Annotated in this window: 20 protein-coding genes; 6 read left to right on the top strand and 14 right to left on the bottom strand. The window is 66.0% G+C overall.

The features are described 5' to 3' along the window. The first annotated feature begins 121 nt into the window (after positions 1-121). Positions 122-1,966, top strand: a complete 1,845-nt coding sequence (locus XH79_RS35830; RefSeq protein ID WP_271584724.1) for a serine hydrolase — start codon at positions 122-124, stop codon at positions 1,964-1,966. Positions 1,967-2,183: 217 nt separating this feature from the next. On the opposite strand, the gene XH79_RS35825 is transcribed toward XH79_RS35830, so the two are convergent. From XH79_RS35825 to XH79_RS35810, 4 genes are all read right to left on the bottom strand, one after another. Continuing rightward, entirely contained in the window at positions 2,184-2,909 is a 726-nt protein-coding gene (locus tag XH79_RS35825) for a DnaJ domain-containing protein (protein WP_212335801.1), read from the bottom strand. 65 nt (positions 2,910-2,974) lie between these two features. After that, on the bottom strand, positions 2,975-3,718 hold the full coding sequence (locus XH79_RS35820; protein ID WP_271584723.1) for a VWA domain-containing protein: 744 nt from the start codon (positions 3,716-3,718) through the stop codon (positions 2,975-2,977). Between the two features lie 125 nt (positions 3,719-3,843). Next, complete coding sequence (locus tag XH79_RS35815; RefSeq protein WP_212335799.1) at positions 3,844-4,704, bottom strand: alpha/beta fold hydrolase; 861 nt, start codon at positions 4,702-4,704, stop codon at positions 3,844-3,846. Between the two features lie 340 nt (positions 4,705-5,044). After that, the gene (locus XH79_RS35810; RefSeq protein ID WP_271584722.1) at positions 5,045-5,968 is read right to left on the bottom strand and encodes a division plane positioning ATPase MipZ; all 924 of its coding nucleotides are present in this window, start codon (positions 5,966-5,968) and stop codon (positions 5,045-5,047) included. A gap of 281 nt (positions 5,969-6,249) precedes the next feature. On the opposite strand from XH79_RS35810, the gene panC reads away from it, so the two are divergent. Beyond that, positions 6,250-7,101: a pantoate--beta-alanine ligase gene (gene panC, locus XH79_RS35805; RefSeq protein WP_271584721.1), complete on the top strand. Its 852-nt coding sequence runs from the start codon at positions 6,250-6,252 to the stop codon at positions 7,099-7,101. On the opposite strand, the gene XH79_RS35800 is transcribed toward panC, so the two are convergent. From XH79_RS35800 to XH79_RS35780, 5 genes are all read right to left on the bottom strand, one after another. After that, positions 7,098-7,538 (bottom strand): DUF1489 family protein, encoded by a 441-nt coding sequence (locus XH79_RS35800; protein ID WP_018647395.1) that lies wholly within the window; start codon positions 7,536-7,538, stop codon positions 7,098-7,100. The genes panC and XH79_RS35800 overlap by 4 nt on opposite strands. A gap of 42 nt (positions 7,539-7,580) precedes the next feature. Further along, entirely contained in the window at positions 7,581-8,576 is a 996-nt protein-coding gene (locus XH79_RS35795; protein WP_271584720.1) for a hypothetical protein, read from the bottom strand. 156 nt (positions 8,577-8,732) lie between these two features. After that, positions 8,733-8,936 carry a hypothetical protein gene (locus XH79_RS35790; protein WP_212335795.1) on the bottom strand — a complete coding sequence of 68 codons (204 nt, stop codon included), beginning with the start codon at positions 8,934-8,936 and terminating at the stop codon, positions 8,733-8,735. Positions 8,937-9,123: 187 nt separating this feature from the next. Continuing rightward, positions 9,124-9,492, bottom strand: coding sequence for a YidB family protein (locus XH79_RS35785; protein WP_271584719.1), 369 nt, complete (start codon positions 9,490-9,492; stop codon positions 9,124-9,126). Between the two features lie 86 nt (positions 9,493-9,578). Then, entirely contained in the window at positions 9,579-10,241 is a 663-nt protein-coding gene (locus tag XH79_RS35780) for a glutathione S-transferase family protein (RefSeq protein ID WP_271584718.1), read from the bottom strand. Between the two features lie 123 nt (positions 10,242-10,364). Here XH79_RS35780 and XH79_RS35775 point away from each other — a divergent pair, with 123 nt between their 5' ends. After that, positions 10,365-11,084 (top strand): DUF599 domain-containing protein, encoded by a 720-nt coding sequence (locus XH79_RS35775; protein ID WP_212335793.1) that lies wholly within the window; start codon positions 10,365-10,367, stop codon positions 11,082-11,084. A 239-nt stretch (positions 11,085-11,323) separates the two neighbouring features. Here XH79_RS35775 and XH79_RS35770 read toward each other — a convergent pair whose 3' ends face one another. After that, complete coding sequence (locus XH79_RS35770; RefSeq protein WP_271584717.1) at positions 11,324-11,719, bottom strand: winged helix-turn-helix transcriptional regulator; 396 nt, start codon at positions 11,717-11,719, stop codon at positions 11,324-11,326. A gap of 131 nt (positions 11,720-11,850) precedes the next feature. Between XH79_RS35770 and XH79_RS35765 the strand changes: the two genes are divergently transcribed. Then, entirely contained in the window at positions 11,851-12,699 is an 849-nt protein-coding gene (locus XH79_RS35765; RefSeq protein ID WP_271584716.1) for an NAD(P)H-binding protein, read from the top strand. Here XH79_RS35765 and XH79_RS35760 read toward each other — a convergent pair whose 3' ends face one another. The 4 genes from XH79_RS35760 to mgtE all read right to left on the bottom strand — a co-directional run bounded on the left by XH79_RS35760 (position 12,700) and on the right by mgtE (position 16,534). Further along, a complete protein-coding gene (locus XH79_RS35760) occupies positions 12,700-13,644 on the bottom strand; it encodes a hypothetical protein (protein ID WP_271584715.1) in 945 nt (314 codons plus the stop codon). 49 nt (positions 13,645-13,693) lie between these two features. Continuing rightward, complete coding sequence (locus XH79_RS35755; protein ID WP_271584714.1) at positions 13,694-14,512, bottom strand: aldo/keto reductase; 819 nt, start codon at positions 14,510-14,512, stop codon at positions 13,694-13,696. A 133-nt stretch (positions 14,513-14,645) separates the two neighbouring features. After that, the gene (locus tag XH79_RS35750) at positions 14,646-14,948 is read right to left on the bottom strand and encodes a helix-turn-helix domain-containing protein (protein WP_271584713.1); all 303 of its coding nucleotides are present in this window, start codon (positions 14,946-14,948) and stop codon (positions 14,646-14,648) included. A 164-nt stretch (positions 14,949-15,112) separates the two neighbouring features. Beyond that, the gene (gene mgtE / locus XH79_RS35745; protein WP_212335788.1) at positions 15,113-16,534 is read right to left on the bottom strand and encodes a magnesium transporter; all 1,422 of its coding nucleotides are present in this window, start codon (positions 16,532-16,534) and stop codon (positions 15,113-15,115) included. An 83-nt stretch (positions 16,535-16,617) separates the two neighbouring features. Here mgtE and XH79_RS35740 point away from each other — a divergent pair, with 83 nt between their 5' ends. Together XH79_RS35740 and XH79_RS35735 are read left to right on the top strand one after the other, a co-directional pair. After that, the gene (locus tag XH79_RS35740) at positions 16,618-17,424 is read left to right on the top strand and encodes a polysaccharide deacetylase family protein (RefSeq protein ID WP_442870003.1); all 807 of its coding nucleotides are present in this window, start codon (positions 16,618-16,620) and stop codon (positions 17,422-17,424) included. A gap of 158 nt (positions 17,425-17,582) precedes the next feature. Then, positions 17,583-18,860 (top strand): polysaccharide deacetylase family protein, encoded by a 1,278-nt coding sequence (locus XH79_RS35735; RefSeq protein WP_271584712.1) that lies wholly within the window; start codon positions 17,583-17,585, stop codon positions 18,858-18,860. The last annotated feature ends 2 nt before the right edge of the window (positions 18,861-18,862 follow it).

The raw sequence follows: 18,862 nt of genomic DNA, 5'->3' as shown, positions 1-18,862 counted from the left end.
CAACGTCCCCCGCAGCGAACACCCGCGGAGGGACAGCCTGAGCAGGTAATGATCCCGGGCCCGATGGGCACAATTTCGCCTCACGGGCCGGTGATCAAGTCAGAAACGGGGACGGGGTTCCATGCTTCGTAAAAACTTGTCTTCCTCGCCCTTGGCGCGGGTTGGCGTTTTCGGGCTTCTTACGGTCACCACCGCAGTCATCTTCACCACCGATGCTGCCGAGGCGCGGCGCCATCGGCGCCATTACGCGCACCACCGGGTGCAGCGCGATGTGTCCGAGAGCTCCAGCCCGAAATTCGCGTCCATCATCGTCGACGGCAATTCCGGCGCGGTGCTCCAGTCGAACAGCCCCGACGGTATCCGCCACCCCGCCTCGCTCACCAAGATCATGACGCTCTATCTGCTGTTCGAGCGTCTCGAGTCCGGCAAGATGAAGCTCGACACCGAGATGCCGGTGTCCCAGCACGCCGCCGACCAGGATCCGACCAAGCTGAACCTGCGTGCCGGCCAGACCATCCGGGTCGAGGACGCCATCAAGGGTCTCGTCACCCGCTCCGCCAACGACGCCGCCGTGGTCATCGCGGAGGCGATCGCCGGAGATGAAGACGACTTCGCCCAGATGATGACGCGAAAGGCGCGCTCGCTCGGCATGTCCCGGACGGTCTACCGCAATGCCAACGGCCTTCCCAACGACGAGCAGGTCACGACCGCGCGCGACCAGGCCACGCTCGGCCGCGCCATCCAGGAGCGCTTCCCGCGCTACTATCGCTATTTCGCCACCTCGACGTTCAACTGGCGCGGCCAGTCGATCCGCAACCACAATCACCTGCTCGGCAGCGTGGAAGGCGTGGACGGCATCAAGACCGGCTACACCCGCGCCTCCGGCTTCAACCTCGTCACCTCGATGCGCCGCGGCAACCGCCACCTGATCGGCGTGGTGCTGGGCGGCCGCAGCGGCGGCTCGCGCGACGCCATCATGCGCAACCTGCTGGCGGAGAACATCGAGAAGGGCGCGACCACGCACACCGTCGCCGCAGTCACCGAGCGCAATGGCGCTGACGCCTCTGCCGAGGTCGCGGACGCCTCGGACACGCCGGCCCGCCCCGCTCCGCAGGTCCAGGCCGCCGCCCCTGCTCCCGAACCCGCCCAGTCGCGTCTTGCTGCACGCCTGTCGACGCTTGCCGCGGCGACGGCCGCGGTGCCGCCGGCTCCGCCCAAGCCTGAGGCCAGCAAGCCCGAGGTTCGGCCAACTGAATCCAAGATCGAGCCAGCGCCGCTCACCAATGGCGTGATCTCGAGCCAGCCGCTCTCCATCATCCCCGGCTCGTCCGAACCGATGAAGCCGGTCCGGGTCAAGACCGTCCAGGTCAAGGCCGGCGCCGTCAAGGTCGCCTCTGCCGCCCCGGCTCCGGTCGCACCGCAAGTCACGAGCACGATCGCCTCCCGCTCCGACGTCGCGGAAACTTCCGGGGCCGTCGTCGCCCGCGCCGATCTGATCAACAAGCCCGAGCCCCAAAGCCAGCCCGAAGCGCCGAAGGCCGACGTCGCCCGTACCGAGCTGCCGCGTCAGCCGGCCGGCTTCGGCACCGGTAACGGTATCCTCGGCGTGCTGCCGGCCTCAACCGCGACCGTGCCCGCCCCGGCCGCTCCGAAGCTTGCGTCCGCCGATCCGGCGCCGCAGCCGATCCAGATGAGCGCCACCACCAAGCCGGCCGTCCACAGCGGCTGGATCGTCCAGGTCGGCGCGCTCGAGAGCGAGAACGAAGCCCAGCAGCGCATCGATGCTGCGCGCAACTCGGCCCGCGGCCTGCTCAGCAAGGCCGATCCGTTTACCGAGCCGGTCGTCGCCAAGGACAATCGCAAGCTCTACCGCGCCCGCTTCGCCGGGCTCGAGCGCGACCAGGCCGAAGCCGTCTGCCGCGCCCTGAAGCGCGCCGACATCTCCTGCATTACGGTCCGCAACTGATCGTCTGCACCGCTCCAATCGAAATGCCCGCGCCTTGCGCGGGCATTTTTGTTTTGGGGATGCGGCGAGGCCAGTTCCGCGACAACCTCTCGTCAACGATTTACGGTTAAATTTTTACTCAACGGATCGACCACGCCGACAATGGCGGGCATCGGGGCGACGACAGACAGAGCAACGGAGCTCACGCGGTACGGGCGTTTGTAGCGTGGTGCCGGAGTTAGCCGTTATGCGTGCGAAGCAGAGTATCCTTGGCCTCGTTTACCCGGGCAGCGAGATACGTCGAGCCCCCCTGGTCGGGATGGAGTTTCTTCATCAGGGATTTGTGGGCCCGGCTGATGTCGTCACGCCCCGCTCCCGGCTGCAGGCCAAGGATCTGATAGGCTTCCTCCGCCGTCATTTTGCCACTCGCCGCCGTGCGGCGCTGCCGCCCTGCCGCATCGCCCTGCGCGTTCTGACGCCAAGCGGGAAACCGGCGGTCCAGATAGCTTTCAAGTAAGGCCACGCTCTCGGCGTCGAACGCCGGGACCATCGCCAAGAGGCCCGCGAGATCGAACTCGTCGAGATCGCGCCCGGCGTGCGGACCGGCGACGATCCGGCCTCCGAGCTGGCCGGAATCGTGGTCGAGCCGCATGTCGAGGAATTGCGAGCGCACGCGCGAGGCCTGCCCGGACGCAGGCGCAGCGCCGCCCCCAAACAGCCCGCCGATATTGCCGAAGCCGGCGTTCGCCAATGGCGTCCAGCCGAGCAGTCCGGCGCCGAAAATTCCGAGCGGGATCGCAACCGCCAGCTCGCCCCGCAAGCCCGTGAAGGCCGCGACCGCCAGCGCCAGCACGCCGCCGCCGAATTTGATGGTGCGCGCCAGCACCGCCGGATTGGCGGAACGGAACATCTGAAGCAGCAGATAAAGCGTGATAACGGCGACGGCGCCGGCGATCAGGGTCATGACCGGAATATAGTCGGCCTTGCGCCAAAATGCATGGCGTTCGCCGACGAAGGCCAGCCTGAGCGCTACTTCATCTGGCCGATCAACATCGCCGCGCCGTTCGCGGTCTTTGCCAGCTGGAGCAGTGCCTCACGGCCGCCGGCAGCGTAGGCCGCAGCTGCGCGCAACAGCTCTCGCAGCTGCGCCGCAGCACCGGGATCAAACCGGCACCAGGCACCGCCGGTCAGGCGCGCGATCTCGCGGAAGGCCTGCTCGGCCACGGCATCATGGCCTTCCTGAAACACGAACACGGGCACCTTGAGCATGCCGAGCTCGCCGGCCTTGGCACAGAGCTCGTCGACCTTCTCCTCCATGGCATCGCCGACGAAGACGACGGCGCGCACACCGGATGCGACCGCCTCGCGCCGTGCCTCGCTCAATACCTTGCCGATCTGGGTGTCGCCGCCGCGGCAATCGATCTTGCTCATCAGCGTCGCCAGCTTGGCGCTGTCGGAGATCCAGCGCGAGGCGCGGCACTCGTTGAAACCGCGATAGTAGACTAGGCGGATGTCGAGACTGCCGAGCGCCGCGGTTTCGCGAAACATGTCGGCCTGAAGCGCGCAGGCCATGTCCCAGGTCGGCTGCCGGCTCATCGTCGCATCCAGCGCGAAGATCAGCCGCCCCTTCGCACCGGGCGCATGCGGCGACAGCGCACGTGCCTGGGCGACGAAGGCGGCAATGTCCTCCGACGTCGACGTGCCGGCCTGCGGCACTCCGCCGGCCTTCGTCGAAACGGCGTCACCGCGCGGCTTGATGGGTTCGCCCGACATCGCTGCTCAACCAAGCGTGGGCGATTAATGTGGCGAGCGCAGGCAGCCCGGTCAATGTGCAAAGCCCCCGCCCGGCGGAGGGCCAGCGGGGGCTTTGAAGATCGTGCCTGCCTACGAGAGAGACGTCAGCTCTTGGCGGGTGCCATCAGGGCGACCGGACCGGGCTCGAGGATCTTGGGCGGGGACGACTGCGTGTCGACCGGCGCAACCTCGCTGTCCGTCGCGCTCAGGAACTTGTCGAGCATGCCCTGGATCGAGTTCTTGGCCGCATCAGGGCCGGTGTCGCGCATGTCGTTGTGCTGGAATTCAGTCTTCACGACCTGGATGCCAGCCTTCTCGCACTCCTCGTCCGTCGGGATCACGCCCGCATCGGCCTTGAACTGCGGATCGGTGGAGCGGAACGACAGGATCTTGAACTTGCCGGCGGTGACGAAGGGCACGCGCAGATTGTCGAGCGTGACGACCTTCTTGACCTCGTCCGGATACTGCTTGGCGAAATACATGGTGATGTCGCCGCCCATGGAGTGGCCGACCATCGTCACCTTGTCGTAGTCGGCGTTGGGCAGAACCTTCTTCATCTCCTGCATGGCGAGGTGGATGTTGGCGACGCCCCGCAGTATCTGCGGCAGCCGGCCGACATAGAGCTCGCCGGGCTTGGTCACCATCGGAGGATCGGTCGGCAGGTCATGCTGCGGGCTGACGACCATGTAGCCGCGCGCAGCGAAGATGTTGGCGAGGAAGCCGTACTCGGTGTTCTTGACGGTGTTGCCGTGATTGATCACGGCGACCGGCAGCGTGATCATGCCGGCATTGGCCTGCATTTCCTTGTCGCGGCGCACCGCGATATCGACAGGCACAGGACGGTTGTCGCGCGAAGCGTCGTAGAAGGTGATGGTCTCGTGCTTGATGGCCCACTTGCTCGCCGTGAAATAGGCGATGCCGCAGAGGGCACTGACCGAAACCAGAACGGCAATTCCACGCTTCATTTTCGTCCTCAGCCTCAGGCTTTTGCGGCCTGAATCCCTGTTGAAAATCGTGTTCTTCCGAGGCTCTTCGGCCCCTGGTCGCCTATTCCCTAATATATGTCACAGCAGCGTGACAGGAAGGCTAAATATTGTGAACCGCCAGCCCTTTCATTGTGCGGCGCACTCGTTTCTTGGGCACCCCATTCTCATACCGCTACGTCAGGGTGCGGGTCCCCATCCGACGCAACCGGGCGCGATGGGGTTCAATTTCGCAGTAAACATGCGGTGAAACGGCCGAGCGCCAGCTTGGTTCCGGGCAGGAACCGACCTCTAGATGGACCGGAAGTAGCGATATACCGCCTCAGGCGCCGAGGATGTCGTGAACCTCGAGCGGCTTGTCGACCTGACTGAACCATTCGGCGCGATTTGCCGCACGTCGTCGACCGCGCTCGTCGAGCGGCAGCTTGAGCTGGCGGAGCAGGCTCGTCACCTCCTCCCGCGCGGTGAGATGGCCGAGATTGGGCCGCATGCCGAGCGTGGCCTCGTCGATCTCGTCGAGGGCGGTCAGGCCGCGCGGGAAGAATTCGCGGTAGACGACGCGCTCGGCGAAGCCGTCGACATAGCGGAAGCCGAGCCGCAGCGACAAATCCTTCAGGCCCTCGGCAACGAGCTGCTTGTTGCGGGAGCCGAGCATGGACAGACGGTTGCGCACCACGATCCAGTCGGTGGTCGACCCGTCGAGCTGGCGGCGCTTGCGCCTGACGTCCCGCACCATCTCGGCATAGTGGCTCTCGCCCGTCACCGCGTAGTTGGCGGGATCGACGGTGCCGAGCACGTCGAAGTCGAGGAAGCTGTCGTTGATCGGCGTGACCAGCGTGTCGGCCATCGAATGGGCGAGCCGCATCAGGTAGCTGTCGGTGCCGGGCGTATCGATGACGATGAAGTCGAAGCTGCTCTCGACCGCCGAGACCGCCTCCATGAACTGCTGGAACTCGGAGTTCTCGTTGTCGGCAATCTGCATGGTCTCGCCGAGCTTGATGCAGCGATGCACCGGCAGCTCGAGGTCGAGCTTGGTGCGGCGGGCCCAGGCGGCGCGGTTGTCGATGTAGTGGGTGAAGCTTTGCTGGCGGCAATCGAGGTCGATGGTGGCGACGCGCTGACCGGCCTTGAGTAGCGCAACGGCGATGTGCAAGGCGGTGGTCGATTTGCCGGAGCCGCCCTTCTCATTTCCGAGCACGACTACATGCGCCGAGCCTGACTGGCCTTGGCTAGCTTGCAAGAGCATAGCGATCCTCAACACCCTGACGAATATCTTCGAGTTGGCCGCGTCTGCGGTCAAGTGAAATGCGTGACAGGTAATGCAAATCGCAGCGCGCCGTTCTTCATGATGACGCGCGGCGACATTTATCGTCTGTGATCCAGCCCACAATCGCGACATCGCGCGTGGCTTTGCGCGGGATGCTGTGCCGCATCCCTGCGCATGGCGTCCACGACTGCCGCTTGTTAAGGTTAGCCGGCAAGGCGCCGAGCCGTTCCGCGCTGATTCCCAACCCCCGTCGAGTCCTGATGTCGTCAAGTCCCCTGATCGCCCGCACGGTCCCCGCGCTCCGGCGCACCCTCGACAATCTTCGCAAGCGAAAGGCCACGATCGCGCTGGTCCCGACCATGGGGGCGCTCCATGACGGGCATGTGTCGCTGGTGCGCCTCGCCAAGCAGCGGGCCAGCCGCGTCGTGGTGTCGATCTTCGTCAACCCGACCCAGTTCGCTCCGACCGAGGACTTCGGTGCCTATCCGCGCACCTGGAAGTCGGACATCGCCAGGCTCGCGGCCGAGGACGTCGATATCGTCTGGCATCCCGGCGTCGAGGCCATGTACCAGGAAGGCTTTGCCACCCGCATCGTGCCGGAGGGCCCGGCGCTCGCCGGCCTCGAGGACCGTTTCCGGCCGCACTTCTTCGGCGGCGTCGCCACCGTCGTCGGCAAGCTGTTCACGCAATGCCGGCCGGATGTCGCGATCTTCGGCGAGAAGGACTTTCAGCAATTGCGGGTGGTGACGCAGATGGCGCGCGACCTCGACCTCGGCGTGAAGGTGATCGGCTCCCGCACCGTGCGCGAGCGCGACGGGCTCGCGATGTCCTCGCGCAACGTCTACCTCTCGGCCGAGGAGCGGCAGACCGCGACCACGCTCTACCGCGCCATGAAGGAGAGCGCAGGCCGCATCCGCGGCGGCGAAGCCATCGCGCCTGCGATGGCGCGCGGCGCCGAGATGATCAAGGCGGCCGGCTTTGCGCTCGACTATTACGAAGCCCGCCATGCCGCGACGCTGGCACCGGTCACCGCGCGCAAGGACGGCCCGTTGCGGATCCTTGTCGCAGCCAAGCTCGGCACGACGCGGCTGATCGACAATATCGCGGTTTAGAGCAGCCCGAGATCCCGCAGCTCGCGCCGCATCGGCTCCGGCATGGCCGCGATCGAGCCGGCGGCGGATTTGCCGAGATCGGCCGGCACGGAATCCTCGGTCAGATAGCGCCAGCCCTGGAAGGGTCGCATCGGCCGCGGCGAGACCGAAATCACCTTCGGCTGCATCACGATGCGGCAGCGTCCGATGCCGTCCTTGTCGCGGAACGGCTCGATGCCGATGATCTTTTCGCGTGCGGCGATCTCGCCCTTGATGACCCAATAGAGCGACCCGCCGGCAAGGATCTCGGCGTCACGCTTGGGCACCATGCGGGTGATGTGGATGTGGTGTTGCGGCAGACCCTTCTTCTTGGCGGTCTGCATCCGTTCGGCCACCCACTCCTTCAATTCCTTGACGGAGTCGCAGCCGACGGCGAGCTTGATCAGATGGAGTGGCATGCCCCAGCATTAGCCGGGCCGCCACGCATTTGGAATGCCGAACTACTCGTTATCCGCAGCCGGAGCAGCCGGCGCGGAAGCCGGTGGCGCGAGCGGAACCGGTGCTGCAGCGGGCGCACGCGCGGCCTTCGGCGCCGGCGGCTTCTTGGCGGCCGGTGCCGCGGGTGCCGCAGCCTGCGCCGAGGTCGCAGCCGGTGCGCGCGGTGCCGCTGGCGCAGCACCGGCGGCAGGCGCCGCCTGCTTCGTCGCCGCAGTGGGCGGCTCCGGATTCATGATGCTCACCGGAGGCGTCGACGAGGCGCTCGGGAACTCCGCATTGGTCGGCTTGCCCGTCGGCATTGACGGCGGCAACCCCGCGAGCGTGGCGGTGGCAGGCATTGCCGGCACCGCCCCGGGCGCATTCCAGGTCGGCGCATAGCGTGCGACCAGCGTGTCGTAGAGATGGGACTCCATGTTGGCGGCGACCTGCTGCTGATCGGTCAGCGAGCGGAAGGCGGCACAATCGAACTGCGTGCAGCCGTCGCGCGCGACCAGCACCTGCGCGACGAGGCCGTAGCGATCACGTTCCAGCGACTTGCGCAGCACCTTCATGTCGAGCGTCAGGCTCTTGTCGGCGGTCGCGGCATCGCCGAGCGCGGTGAGCCGGTCGATCCTCGCCGCGGTGTAGGCAACTGCCGCCGCTGCTGTGTCGGGTGCGCCGAACAGCGCCTTTTCGCAGCCCGTGGCTACGGCATCTCCGGCGAGCCCATCGAGACAGGACAGCGCCGGTAGGCTCGCAGTGACCGCGGCCTGTGCGCGCGACTCGGCCGGCGCGTCTTGCCCCGCCGCTTCATAGACGTGAACCATGGCAGCCCCGGCGATCGCGATGGACAGCAGCGTAATCACCGTCAGCGCGCCGTTGGCGAGCGACTTCTCGGCGCGAAGCAGCGTGATCAGCAGGATCAATCCGAAGAATCCGGCCGCGACCAGCGTCATCCACATCGGAAGGGCCGGCGAGCGCCAGATTTGGTCGAGCGAAGTGGCCGATGCCCAGTTCATGCGCGACGTCCCCTCACGCGAGCAAAGAGCGAATGGTCAAGCGAGCACCGCGAGTCGGCAACTGCCCCCGCCCCACCCTGTGAAGGCGAAGCGGGCCTTTTGACGGCGAGCGGAGCAGATTTGTCCGCGATAGCAATGGGCGCGATCGGCGGCGCGTCAGGTCAGCGCCAGCTGACTTTCCTTGGCGACCCGCTCAAACGCCTCGGTCGAGCTTTTGATCCGGTACTGGCAGTCGTCGCCTTCCGTCGGCAGCAGGCGGATGATCTCGTACGAGCCGCTGGCAGCGGGGCGCGCGACGTTGCTGGCCGTGAACAAAACGCGCGTTCCAACGGGGAATTTGTGCTTCAACACCCTCTCCATTACTCAAACAACGCCTGCCTCGCCCATGGTCCCACTGCGATGGCCGGCCGGAAACCCGGGTGCTGTATAGCATGCATGCGGCGTTTTTGACCAGCCTCATGCAAGCCTGGCAAATACACGAATTTTGAAGTCTTTTCAGGACGATAACGGGAACAGCGGCCCACCTTGGCAGTGCTGGAGCGGAGCCCTAGGCGGTATGGGGCAGATGGCCTTGCGGGCTGGCCTGGTCGACAGCCTTGGGCAGCTCCTGGGCGAGGATCTCACCCAACTGGTCGACCGGGATGTTGTAGCGTGCGGCGAGCTGTCGGACGGTATCGTTGCCGAGCACGGCGCGGAGCTGGTCGGCCGAGATCGGCAGGTTGTGGCCGTTGCCGAGCCAGGATTTGACCTGGTCGCCGAAGCCGGCCTGCTGGAGTTTTGCGACGATCGCGCTGAGGCCGCCCTGGTTGTTGCTGCCGAGCACCTCGTTGAGCACGACCGGCAGCACGGCGGCACCGAGCTGACCGAGTGCGCTGCGCAGCGCGGGATTGTTTTCCAGCGAGTCCAGGATTCCCATGGCGCCCTCTCCCAAGCCGTCGTTGCACCGTGATTGAGCGCCGCCGTGCGGGGAACCGTCAAGCCACGCCCAATCACTTTCGCGGGTTAGGCGTCCTCGAACTTCGCGATGAGAAGCGTTTCGGCGATCCCCTCGCGAGTCCATTCCTGGAACGCCGGCAGCGCCATCATCGTCTCCATGTACGCCTTCGTGTTCGGCGCCACCTCGATCGCATAGGTGCGGAAGCGGTGCACGACCGGGGCATACATCGCATCCGCCCCGCCGAAGCGGCCGAACAGGAACGGTCCCTTGGTGCCGTAGCGGGCGCGGCACTCGCGCCAGATCTCCTCGATGCGCGCGACGTTGGCCTTCGCATCGGCCGACAGCGCCACGGCGCGGATCGGCCGGTGCAGGTTCATGCCGCATTCGCTGCGCAGCGGCACGAAGCCGGAATGCATCTCGGCACAGACCGAACGGGCATGGGCGCGGGCCGCGGCGTCGTCCGGCCACAGCTTCTTCTCCGGGTAACGTTCGGCAATGTATTCGATGATGGCGAGCGAATCCCACACCGTCACGTCGCCGTCGACCAGCACGGGCACCTTGCCGGCGCGGCTGAAGGACAGGATCTGCTCCTTGTCGGCGGGATTGTCGGTGTAGAGCGGGATCAGGGTCTCCACGAACGGGATATCGTTCGCGCGCAGCGCGAGCCAGGGCCGCATCGACCATGACGAGTAGTTCTTGTTGCCGATCGCGAGCTTGAGCGTTGCCATGTCACTGATCCTTCCCGAGACGTCTTGAAGCGAGCTGCTTTTAACGCCATCGCCTGCCGCCAATCAATCGTTGCTGCGCCCGGCCATGCGTGGCAATCGTTGCGATCCCCAAGGGAGCAAGACATGAGCAGGCACTGGGTCGACATCACCGCGGTCGGCTTCTTCATCATCGAATGGCTGGCCTATGCCCTGACGCTGGAACACTCGGCCTACGGCCGCGACAGCCTGTCGGCGCGCATGAACCGCTATCGCGAGGTCTGGGTGCGCCGCCTGCTCGACCGCGAGACGCGCATGGTCGACATGCAGATCATGGCCTCGCTCCAGAACGGCACCGCCTTCTTCGCCTCCACCAGCCTGTTCGCGCTCGGCGGCGCGCTGGCGCTGCTGCACGCCACCAACGATGCGATCACGATTCTGAGCAAGCTGCCGATCGACCTCAGCACCTCGCCCGCGATGTGGGAGCTGAAATGCGTCGGCCTCGTGCTGATCTGCGTCTACGCCTTCTTCAAGTTCGCCTGGGCCTATCGCCTGTTCAACTATGTCGCGATCCTGTTCGGCGGCATGCCGCCGGCATCGCAACGCGATACGCCGGCGGCCGAAGCCCACGTCATGCGCACCACACGCCTGTTCGAATCCGCAGGCCGCCATTTCAACCGCGGCCAGCGCGCCTTCTTCTTCGCGCTCGGCTATCTCGGCTGGTTCGTCAGCCCCTGGCTGCTGTTCGTGACCACGGCCGCCGTGGTGGTCGTGACATGGCGGCGGCAGTTCGCCTCCAGCGCCTGGGCGGCGATGGCGCCAGAGGTGGTGGCGAGTGACGAGGGGATGAAGAAGCGCGGTCATTGAGGCCGGCTCTCTCCGCCTCGTCATTGCGAGCGCAGCGAAGCAATCCAGAGTCTTTCCGCAGAAGGATTCTGGATTGCTTCGCTACGCTCGCAATGACGGAGCAAGAGGCAACGACGTCGCTCTTCAATTCCCCCCTCAAATGCAGACCCGCCTTCTCATCCTCGCGGCTGATTTCACCCGAGCTTTGCTTCATCTCTCCATTCCCGGGTATCGCTCCACTCACCCGGGCTACGGGAGCCTCATCCGGCCTTCGCGGCCTCGAACTTCGCCCGCGCGGCTTCCATCGCCCGGCGGTTGCGCTGAGCCCAGGCTGCGATGGCCTGCAATGGTTCGATCAAGGAGAGCCCGAGCCTGGTCAGTTCGTACTCCACCTTCGGCGGGATCGTTGCATAGGCAGTCCGCTTCACCAGCCCGTCCGCTTCGAGGGCACGCAGCGTCAATGTCAGCATGCGGTGCGACGCCCCGGTCATGCGCAGGATGGCATTGAAGCGCATCGGACCGTCAGCCAGCGCACCGACGGCCATGACCGTCCATTTGTCTCCGATCCGATCGAGGACCTTGAGCACGGCGCGGCAGTCGTCGGGGTCATCCCATCCGGGCCTTGCCATCCGAGGCTGAGGCTTGAAGCGCTTCATCGTCCTGTCCCTTGAATCGACACACGATCAAATCTGTTCGTGGCGCATCAAATTGTGCGTTCTTGCGGCTCTATTCGATATCGAACATATCGTCACGAACAAATTGTTCGTTACACGGAAGGACATCGAATATGCAGATCGGCGTCAGCGGAGCGAGTGGTCATCTTGGCAAGGCGGCGGTGGCCGAATTGATCGAGCGAGACGGCGGGCACCACATCGTCGGCATCTCCCGCACTCCTGCAACAGTCCATGCGGCGGTCGAGGCGCGACATGGTGACTACGACCAGCCCGAAACGCTGATCGCGGCCTATCGGGGCCTCGACCGATTGTTGATCATTCCGAGCTCGGACGTTCAGCCAGGCCGGCGTGATCGCCATTTCGTCAGCGCAATCGACGCTGCCGTAAGGGCCGGCGTCGGGCACGTCGCGATGATGTCGATCGCGGCCGCCCGCGAGGTCGACGAGCGCGATATGTACGCAGCCTATTTTACGGGCGAGCAGCATCTGATGAGAGCCGCCGGGCGGTGGACCATCTTGCGGATGAACTACTACGCTGAATCATTTGCGCAGGTGGCCGCGATATCCGCGGCCTCGGGCATCGTGCCGGGGCTCGGCGAGAATCACGTCGCTTTCGTCTCGCGCGACGACGTGGCGGCCGCGGCGGCCGGTATCCTGCTTGGCGATGGTCACGCCGGCGCAATCTACAATGCAACGGGTCCGGCTGCGATCAGCGCCAGGGAACGCGCCGATCTGCTGTCGGATATCACCGGCAAGCCGACCCATTTTGTCGTCATGGATGAAGCGCAGCTTCGCGATGGAATGATCCGGGCGAAGATTCCGCAAGAATACGTCGCGGCGCTGATCGATATCGAGCGGCGCTTCGCGGCGGGAGACTTCGACATCGTGACCGGCGACGTCCAGCGCCTGGCGGGTCATGCGCCGCGACCGCTTCGTGCGGTTTTGTCGAAGCAGTTTGGGTAGCTATCCGCCGAAATCCCGCGGCGAGAACGGCAGGTCCAATACCTTCCATTCCTCGTATTTGTCGGCCGGCAACATCTTGTAGGGCTGGCAGGCCTGCAGTGCGCTCGTTGCGGACTTCACGATGGCCACGCCCTTGGCGGATGGCGGGGCCGCCATGAGGATCGGCTCGCGCGCCAGCGTGCCGTCGGTGGCCAACACCGCGCGCAGCTTGATGTGGACGTTGTCGGTCGGATCGACCCCGGCCGGCAGCTTGGCGCAGCTTCTCAAATGGCGACGCAACGCCGCGATGACTTCGGCCGGCAGCTTGGCCGCAATTGAGTCCTTGGCGTCACCGCCATCGTCCTTGGGGGCGTCTTTCGGTAGCTCGGTCGGCAGTTCGGGCGGCAGCCCGAGCATGACGCCATACTTGACGGTGACGTCAGGCTCCGGCGCCTGATAGGCCGGCGGCGGCGCGACCGGCGGCGGCTGCATCGCCTGTGGCGGCGGCTGCACCGGCGGCTGCGGCATCGCCTGAGGTGGCAGTTGGGGCTGCGGTTGCGGCGGCGGCTGTTGCGCCGGCTGAGGCTGGGGCTGCACGTTGGCCTCGCGCGGCTTCGGCGGTTGCGAGGGTGCCGGCTGTTTCTGCTGCGCTGGTTGCTGCGGTTCAGGCGATGGCTGCGGCTTGGCGGACGGCTTCGCCGTCGCGTCCGCCTTGTCGGTGACATCCAGCTTCGGCAGCTTCAGGTCGGGGAGCGGCTCCGGCGGCTTCTCTTTCTCTTCCTTTTCTTGGGCCTTGGCCTCCTCCTGCTTCACCTGCTCCGGCGTGACGATGTCGACCGAAACGGTCTCGGGCGCAGCGGCGTGAAACGGACGGACCTCGCTGATCACGATGATCAGCGCCACCAGCGTCAGATGCGCGATCGCCGACGCTGCAATGTCCATCCGTATGATCTTCCGCGGTTCCATCGCCCGATCTTGGGTTGCCGCCCTGCTGTTAGCATACCGCTGTCTCCCCTCAATCCCATTTCGGTGCGAAGCCGAAATCGGTCAGTCGCCCCTTGGGGCTGGCCAGCGCGGCGATCTGCGCCATCTCGTCGTCCGAGAGCTCGAAATCGAAGATATCGATGTTCTCCGACAGGCGTTCGACGCGCGAGGTGCGCGGGATTGCCGCAACATTCTGTTGCACCAGCCAGCGCAGACAGACCTGCGCCGACGTCTTGCGATGCGCGCGGCCGATGGCAGCGAGCGTCTGGTCGGACTTGATGCGGCCCTTGGCGACGGGGCTGTAGGCAACCAGGGCGAGGCCGTGCCGATCGCAGGCCGCCCTCACCTTCGTCTGGTCGAGATAGGGATGGTATTCGACCTGGTTGCAGACCAGCGGCTCGCCCGACAGCGCGACCGCCTGCTCGATCAGCGCCACCGTGAAATTGGAGACCCCGATGTGGCGGGTCAGGCCCATGCGCTTCGCGTGCGACAGCGCGCCAAGCGTCTCCGCCAGCGGCACGTGCGGATTGGGCCAGTGCAGCAGCAAGAGATCGACGGAAGGAAGCCGCAGGCGCGCGAGGCTCTCCTTGACCGAGCGCTCGAGATCGTGGGGCGCGAAATGGTTGGTCCAGACTTTCGTCGTGAGGAAGACGTCGTCGCGGCGCACGCCGGAGGCGCGTAAGGCATCGCCGACCTCGCGCTCGTTGTCATAGACCTGGGCGGTGTCGATGTGGCGATAGCCGAGCCGCAGCGCCTGCTCGACCACGCGGGCACAGGTGCGCCCTTCCAATTCCCAGGTCCCGAGCCCGATCGCCGGGATCCGTGCGCCATTGGCCTCGACGAACAGCATGAGGAATCGTCTCTGTTACGTAGCCCCGGTCGACATTATGGACCTCGCCCGTGATGGTTGCCAACGGACGTCAGTGCCATCGGGACGGATATTCAGGGCAATGCTAACAGGAGGTTCGCGCGAGGCCTTGGAGTCAGACCTTGGCCAGCGCCTGGAACACGGTGTCGGGCGCATGCGCGATCACCGCGAGCAGCGCACGGGCCGGCCCCCGGGGCGCCCGCTTGCCCTGCTCCCAGTTGCGGATGGTCTCGACGGGAACGCCGAGCTTGGCGGCGAACTCCATCTGGGTCAGGCAGGCGCGGCGCCGCAGGTCGCGCACCGCGAGCGAACTGGCGTCGCCAGGCGCGGCATTGGCCGCCGGCTGGACCGGAAATTCTTGTCCATCCCGCAACTCGACGATCCGCCCGTCCGCCTTCAGCCGCAACCGCATGTTCATTCCCCCAAGCGGGAGCGATGATGCGGCAGGCCGCTTAAGTTCGGATTAAAGATAGTTGCCCGTAGCCCGGATGAAGCGAAGCGTAATCCGGGGCAGCTCTCGCGGCGATGCAGCGGTCCCGGATTACGCTGCGCTCCATCCGGGCTACGGCCCCACCGCGCCCCCTACTTCAACCCGAACCAGAGCGTCGCAATCCCGAGGAAGGAGAAGAAGCCGACGACATCCGTCACCGTGGTGACGAAGGTGCCGGAGGCCACCGCCGGGTCGGCCCTGACGCGTTCGAGCGCCATCGGGATCAGGATGCCGCCGAGCGCGCCGGCGACGAGGTTGCAGATGATCGCAAGCCCGATGACGATGCCGAGGCCCGGGATCTTGAACCAGGCCACCGCGGCGATGCCCGTGATGACGGCGAAGGCAAGGCCGTTGACGAGGCCGACCAGCGTCTCGCGCATCACCACGCGCCAGGCATTGGAGGAGCCGAGCTCGCGGGTGGCGAGCGCGCGCACCGCGACCGTCATGGTCTGGGTCGCGGCATTGCCGCCCTGGCTCGCCACGATCGGCGCCAGCACCGCGAGCGCGACCATCTTCTCGAGCTGGCCCTCGAACAGGCCAAGCACGGAGGACGCCAGGAACGCGGTGGCGAGGTTCACCAGCAGCCAGTTGAAACGGCCGCGGGCGATGGTGAGGAACGTGTCCGACAGTTCTTCGTCGCTGGTGACGCCGCCGAGCGCCTTGAGGTCCTCGTCCGCCTCCTCCTCGATGACGTCGACGACGTCGTCGACGGTGATGACGCCGACGAGGCGGTCCTGAGTGTCGAGCACGGGGGCTGCGACCAGATTGTACTTACCGAACATGCGCGCCACCTCCTCCTGGTCCTCCAGGACGGAGACGCGGCGGCGGTCCTCGTCGGTGAGTTCGGTGAGCGGCACCGGACGGCGGGCGCGCAACAGCACGTCGAGGGGGACTGCGCCCTGCCAGTGCTGGTCCTTGTCGACGACGTAGATCTCGTAGAAGCGGTCGGGCAGATCCGGCGTCTCGCGCATGTAGTCGATCGCCTGCCCGACGGTGAAATCCTGGGGCACGGCGATGAACTCGGTCTGCATGCGGCGGCCGGCGGAATTCTCCGGATACAGCAGGCTGCGCTCGAGCGCGACGCGCTCCTGCAGCGGCAGCTTCTCGAGGATCTCCTCCTGCTCGTCCTCGTCGAGGGTCTCCAGCAGCTCGACCGCGTCGTCAGATTCGAGCTCGCGGACGCCTTCGGCGACCGTCTCCGGCGGCAACTCCTCGAGGATCTCCTCGCGGACGGCCTCGTCGACCTCGTTCAGCGCCGAGAAGTCGAAGTCGCGGCCCGTGAGCTCGACCAGGCGGACGCGGTCGTCGGGCGCGAGGGCGCCGATCAGGTCGCCGAGGTCGGCCTCGTGCAGCTCGGCCACGCAGGCGCGCAGCGCCGCGCTGTCGCCGGCTTCGATCGCACGGGCAATTTCCTCGACGAATTCGTGACGAATTTCGCCGTCTTCATTGCGCATCGGTACGTGGTCGAGTACCGAATCCGCGGCGGATGGAGCACCGTCCATATGTTCATCCATGGTGCGCCTCGCCGTTTGACAGGTTGGAACGAGTGGTCTGAGCTGATGGTTCAGGCAATACCCACAAGGCGACTCCAAGCGCAATGGCAAAGATGCTTCGGCTGAAATGGACATCGATGTCGGCGGGGGCCGTCCTTGCGGGCCTCACCGGCATGGCCTCGACGGATGCCGCCGAGTGCCCGCGCAAGGATGCGCTCGGCACGTCGCGGATCCTGAGCGTCGACGCCAGGACCACGCCGCGCGTCGGCTTGAAGAGCTTCCCGCAGACGCTGGCGCTCGCCGATCACGAGGTCGTACTGACCTTCGACGACGGCCCGCATCCGCCGACGACGTCGAAGGTGCTGGCGGCGCTGGCGCAGGAATGCGTGCGCGCGACGTTCTTCCTGATCGGCCTGCACGCCTCGCAGCACCCCGAGATGGTCAAGCGCATTGCGCGCGAAGGCCACACCATCGGCCATCACACCTTCTCGCATCCGTTCATGGCGCGAATCCCGATCGACAAGGCGAGGAGCGAGATCGACCGCGGCATCGCCGCCGACGAGATGGCGCTGCACGGGGTCTCGACGACCACGCCCTCGACGCCGTTCTTCCGCTTCCCCTATTTCGAGGCGACGCAAGCCGAGCTCGATCTGCTGCAATCGCGCGGCATCGTCGTGTTCGGGGCCGACCTCTGGGCCAGCGACTGGAACGAGATGACGCCGGAGCAGGAACTGAAGCTGGTCACCGAGCGCCTCGCTGCGAGCGGCAAGGGTATCATCCTCTTCCACGATCCCAAGGCGCGCACGGCGGCGATCATGCCGGCCTTCCTGCGGTATCTGAAGGACAATGGGTTTCGCGTGGTTCATGTGGTCCCGCCGGGAACGTCACAGAAAAACGCCGACGCGCGCTGATGCCGGAATGTCACGCCGGCGCAAAATGGGGTGATTTTGGCCCTATTAACACTCTGTTCATGCTACGGAAGGCAAAGATGAAGGGGTATGGCGCCTGAACCGTTTCCGGGCGTCTCCGACCTACTATGGCGGCAAGCGTATGAGGGCAGACGGGATTCATGATCGGAGGTAGCGTTGTGGTTCGGACGCGATCGTGGATCGTCCTGTGTCTTGGATTGTTGACCGCGGGCGCACCGGCGGCCTATGCGGCCGATTGCCCCGGCCATCCGGACGCGCTCGGCACGTCCCGCACCCTCGTGGTCGATCCGCGCGAGCATCCGCGCATCGGCACCATGCAGTACCGCGAGACGCTGCCGCTTAGGGATCACGAGGTCGTCCTGACCTTCGACGACGGTCCGCTGCCGAAATATTCCAACCAGGTCCTCAAGATGCTCGACGACGAGTGCATCAAGGCGACCTTCTTCATCATCGGCCAGCAGGCCAAGGCGAACCCGGAGGGCGTGCGCAAGCTGGTGGCGGCGGGACACACCGTCGGCACCCACAGCATGAGCCATCCGCTGACGTTCGACCGGATGCCGGTCGAGAAATACGAGCCCGAGATCAACGGCGGCATCGAGTGGACCTCGGCCGCGATGACCGATCCGTCAAAACTCGCGCCGTTCTTCCGCATTCCCGGCCTGATGCGCGCCGAGGGCGTCGAGAACTATCTGATCTCGCGCGGCATCCAGGTCTGGAGCGCCGACTTCCCGGCCGACGACTGGCGGCACGTGTCGTCCGACCGCGTCTATCAGCTCGCGATGCAGCGGCTGGAGGCCAAGGGCAAGGGCATCTTGCTGCTGCACGACATCCAGGCGCGAACGGTTGCGGCGCTGCCAAAAATCATCCGCGACCTCAAGGCGCGCGGTTATCGCATCGTGCATGTGGTGCCGGCGACCGCGGACCGGCCGGCAACGCCGACCACGCCGGTAGAATGGCTGCTGCATCCGCCGACCGAGACGACACCGATCGCACGCTGGCCGGCCGTTCCGAATTTCGTGTTCACCGAGACCCGGACGTTGCCGGCGCCCGCGCTGGCCGACCTCAATGCGCTGACCGAGCACCAGCCGCTGCTGCCGCGCCGGACCAAGGCGCAGACGAATATCGCATCCACCCTGGCCGTGCCCGGCCGCGACCTGTTCGCGATTCCGGAAGGCTCGGTCGAGGTGCTGCTGTCGACAACCTTGTCGCGGCGCGCCGCGACGCGGATGGCGATGGCGGCCGAGACGCCTCGCGTGGCCAAGGACAAGGCCGCAAAGGGCAAGGCCGGCAAGATGCACGCTCCCCGGACCGCACATGCGGCGCCGGCCGGCCCTAAGCATGCCGCGCAGGCCAAGAACACCGCCCCCAAGAGCACGACGCCGACCCGCCTCGCGACCGGCGTGAAGAAGCGCGCCTAAAG

This window comes from Bradyrhizobium sp. CCBAU 45389 (genome assembly GCF_028128625.1).
In the GTDB taxonomy this organism is placed as follows: domain Bacteria; phylum Pseudomonadota; class Alphaproteobacteria; order Rhizobiales; family Xanthobacteraceae; genus Bradyrhizobium; species Bradyrhizobium liaoningense_B.
This window is presented reverse-complemented; position numbering and strand designations above follow the sequence as displayed.

Excerpts from the sequence above, each read along its gene's own strand:
- XH79_RS35830 (WP_271584724.1), top strand. The coding sequence starts at position 122 with ATGCTTCGTAAAAACTTGTCTTCCTCGCCCTTGGCGCGGGTTGGCGTT.
- XH79_RS35825 (WP_212335801.1), bottom strand. The coding sequence starts at position 2,909 with ATGACCCTGATCGCCGGCGCCGTCGCCGTTATCACGCTTTATCTGCTG.
- XH79_RS35820 (WP_271584723.1), bottom strand. The coding sequence starts at position 3,718 with ATGTCGGGCGAACCCATCAAGCCGCGCGGTGACGCCGTTTCGACGAAG.
- XH79_RS35815 (WP_212335799.1), bottom strand. The coding sequence starts at position 4,704 with ATGAAGCGTGGAATTGCCGTTCTGGTTTCGGTCAGTGCCCTCTGCGGC.
- XH79_RS35810 (WP_271584722.1), bottom strand. The coding sequence starts at position 5,968 with ATGCTCTTGCAAGCTAGCCAAGGCCAGTCAGGCTCGGCGCATGTAGTC.
- panC (WP_271584721.1), top strand. The coding sequence starts at position 6,250 with ATGTCGTCAAGTCCCCTGATCGCCCGCACGGTCCCCGCGCTCCGGCGC.
- XH79_RS35800 (WP_018647395.1), bottom strand. The coding sequence starts at position 7,538 with ATGCCACTCCATCTGATCAAGCTCGCCGTCGGCTGCGACTCCGTCAAG.
- XH79_RS35795 (WP_271584720.1), bottom strand. The coding sequence starts at position 8,576 with ATGAACTGGGCATCGGCCACTTCGCTCGACCAAATCTGGCGCTCGCCG.
- XH79_RS35790 (WP_212335795.1), bottom strand. The coding sequence starts at position 8,936 with ATGGAGAGGGTGTTGAAGCACAAATTCCCCGTTGGAACGCGCGTTTTG.
- XH79_RS35785 (WP_271584719.1), bottom strand. The coding sequence starts at position 9,492 with ATGGGAATCCTGGACTCGCTGGAAAACAATCCCGCGCTGCGCAGCGCA.
- XH79_RS35780 (WP_271584718.1), bottom strand. The coding sequence starts at position 10,241 with ATGGCAACGCTCAAGCTCGCGATCGGCAACAAGAACTACTCGTCATGG.
- XH79_RS35775 (WP_212335793.1), top strand. The coding sequence starts at position 10,365 with ATGAGCAGGCACTGGGTCGACATCACCGCGGTCGGCTTCTTCATCATC.
- XH79_RS35770 (WP_271584717.1), bottom strand. The coding sequence starts at position 11,719 with ATGAAGCGCTTCAAGCCTCAGCCTCGGATGGCAAGGCCCGGATGGGAT.
- XH79_RS35765 (WP_271584716.1), top strand. The coding sequence starts at position 11,851 with ATGCAGATCGGCGTCAGCGGAGCGAGTGGTCATCTTGGCAAGGCGGCG.
- XH79_RS35760 (WP_271584715.1), bottom strand. The coding sequence starts at position 13,644 with ATGGAACCGCGGAAGATCATACGGATGGACATTGCAGCGTCGGCGATC.
- XH79_RS35755 (WP_271584714.1), bottom strand. The coding sequence starts at position 14,512 with ATGCTGTTCGTCGAGGCCAATGGCGCACGGATCCCGGCGATCGGGCTC.
- XH79_RS35750 (WP_271584713.1), bottom strand. The coding sequence starts at position 14,948 with ATGAACATGCGGTTGCGGCTGAAGGCGGACGGGCGGATCGTCGAGTTG.
- mgtE (WP_212335788.1), bottom strand. The coding sequence starts at position 16,534 with ATGGATGAACATATGGACGGTGCTCCATCCGCCGCGGATTCGGTACTC.
- XH79_RS35740 (WP_442870003.1), top strand. The coding sequence starts at position 16,618 with ATGGCAAAGATGCTTCGGCTGAAATGGACATCGATGTCGGCGGGGGCC.
- XH79_RS35735 (WP_271584712.1), top strand. The coding sequence starts at position 17,583 with ATGATCGGAGGTAGCGTTGTGGTTCGGACGCGATCGTGGATCGTCCTG.